The sequence below is a fragment of the Staphylococcus sp. HMSC14D10 genome, assembly GCF_001808125.1.
GTDB lineage: Bacteria > Bacillota > Bacilli > Staphylococcales > Staphylococcaceae > Staphylococcus > Staphylococcus haemolyticus.
Window position 1 is genome coordinate 1 of sequence record NZ_KV792268.1, and the last position, 1487, is coordinate 1487.

General features: G+C 29.9%; 1 protein-coding gene and 1 pseudogene. One reads left to right on the forward strand and one right to left on the reverse strand.

From position 1 onward, the window contains the following. Window positions 1-242, reverse strand: a pseudogene (locus HMPREF3134_RS10205) (IS6 family transposase); the annotation flags it as partial. A 169-nt stretch (window positions 243-411) separates the two neighbouring features. Between HMPREF3134_RS10205 and HMPREF3134_RS10210 the strand changes: the two are divergent. Continuing rightward, the gene (locus HMPREF3134_RS10210; RefSeq protein WP_046099774.1) at window positions 412-1185 is read left to right on the forward strand and encodes an acetoin reductase; all 774 of its coding nucleotides are present in this window, start codon (window positions 412-414) and stop codon (window positions 1183-1185) included. Window positions 1186-1487: the final 302 nt, after the last annotated feature.

A 1487-nucleotide genomic window follows, 5' to 3' on the forward strand; every position in this document is an offset into this window, starting at 1 on the left:
TTGATGTACGTCTCATCAATACGCCATTTGTAATTAGCTTTTTTATGCTTTTTCTTCCAAATTCGATATAAAATTGGTGCATATTCTTGAACCCAACGGTAGACCGTTGAATGATGAACGTTTACACCACGTTCCCTTAATATTTCAGATATATCACGATAACTCAATGCATATCTTAGATAGTAGCCAACGGCTACAGTGATAACATCCTTGTTAAATTGTTTATATCTGAAATAGTTCATACAGAAGACTCCTTTTTGTTAAAATTATATTATAAATTCAACTTTGCAACAGAACCAGTTAAATTATTAAATCAAAAATGGGATGAAATTAAAAAATCTAATTTAAAAAGTTTCTGATAAAGCAAATAGGGAATAACTAAATATAATAAGATATAGGAGTGATTTGGTTATGAGTAAAACAGCAATAGTCACAGGTTCAGCAGGCGGATTAGGAAAAGGTATTGCAGAACGATTGGCCAATGATGGATTTAATATAGTATTACAAGATATTAATGAAGAACTTCTATTAGAAACTGAGAAAGAATTCAAAGAAAAAGGATATAAAGTATCTGCTTTTAGAAGCGATGTTTCTAAGAAAAAAGAGCAAGAAGAGTTAGTTAAATTTGCAGAAACAGAATTTGGCCAATTGGATGTTATGGTAAATAATGCAGGGGTAGATGCAGTTAGTCCAATTTTAAAAATTGATGAAGATGAATTGAATAAATTGTTTAATATTAATGTGTTTGGAACATTATTTGGTATTCAAGCAGCTGCTAATCAATTTATCAAACAGAACAGTAAAGGTAAGATTATAAATGCTTGTAGTATAGCAGGACATGAATCTTACGAAGTACTTGGTACTTATTCAGCAACAAAACATTCAGTTCGTTCATTTACGCAGACAGCAGCAAAAGAGTTAGCAGATAAAGGAATTACAGTGAATGCTTATTGTCCAGGTGTTGCTAAAACTAAAATGTGGGATCGCATCGATGAAGAAATGGTTAAATTGGATGATAATCTTAAAAAAGGTGACGCATTTAAAGAATTTTCTTCAGCAATTAAACTTGGAAGATATCAAGAACCTACTGATGTTGCCAATTTAGTTTCATTCCTTGCATCAAGTGATTCTGACTATATCACTGGACAATCTATTTTAACTGATGGTGGATTAGTTTATAGATAAGAAAATATAATTAATATTAATAGCTTAAAAATTATTTTGAGGCAAGTTGCTATAAGCATCTTGCCTTTATTTATTAGAAGGAGCATTTCGGAAAATGAGATTATAAAATATGCAATAAATATTGTAAAATTTCATTAAGTTATTTATGATAAATACAAATTAAAATGTTATTTTTTATTTTGTAATGAAGGGATTAATAATAATGAAACATATGCATTTATCCGTTTTAGCTTATAGTACAGGTTTACATCCTGCCTCTTGGAGACTCCCACATTCATATGTTGAAGAAGTTGGAGATATTG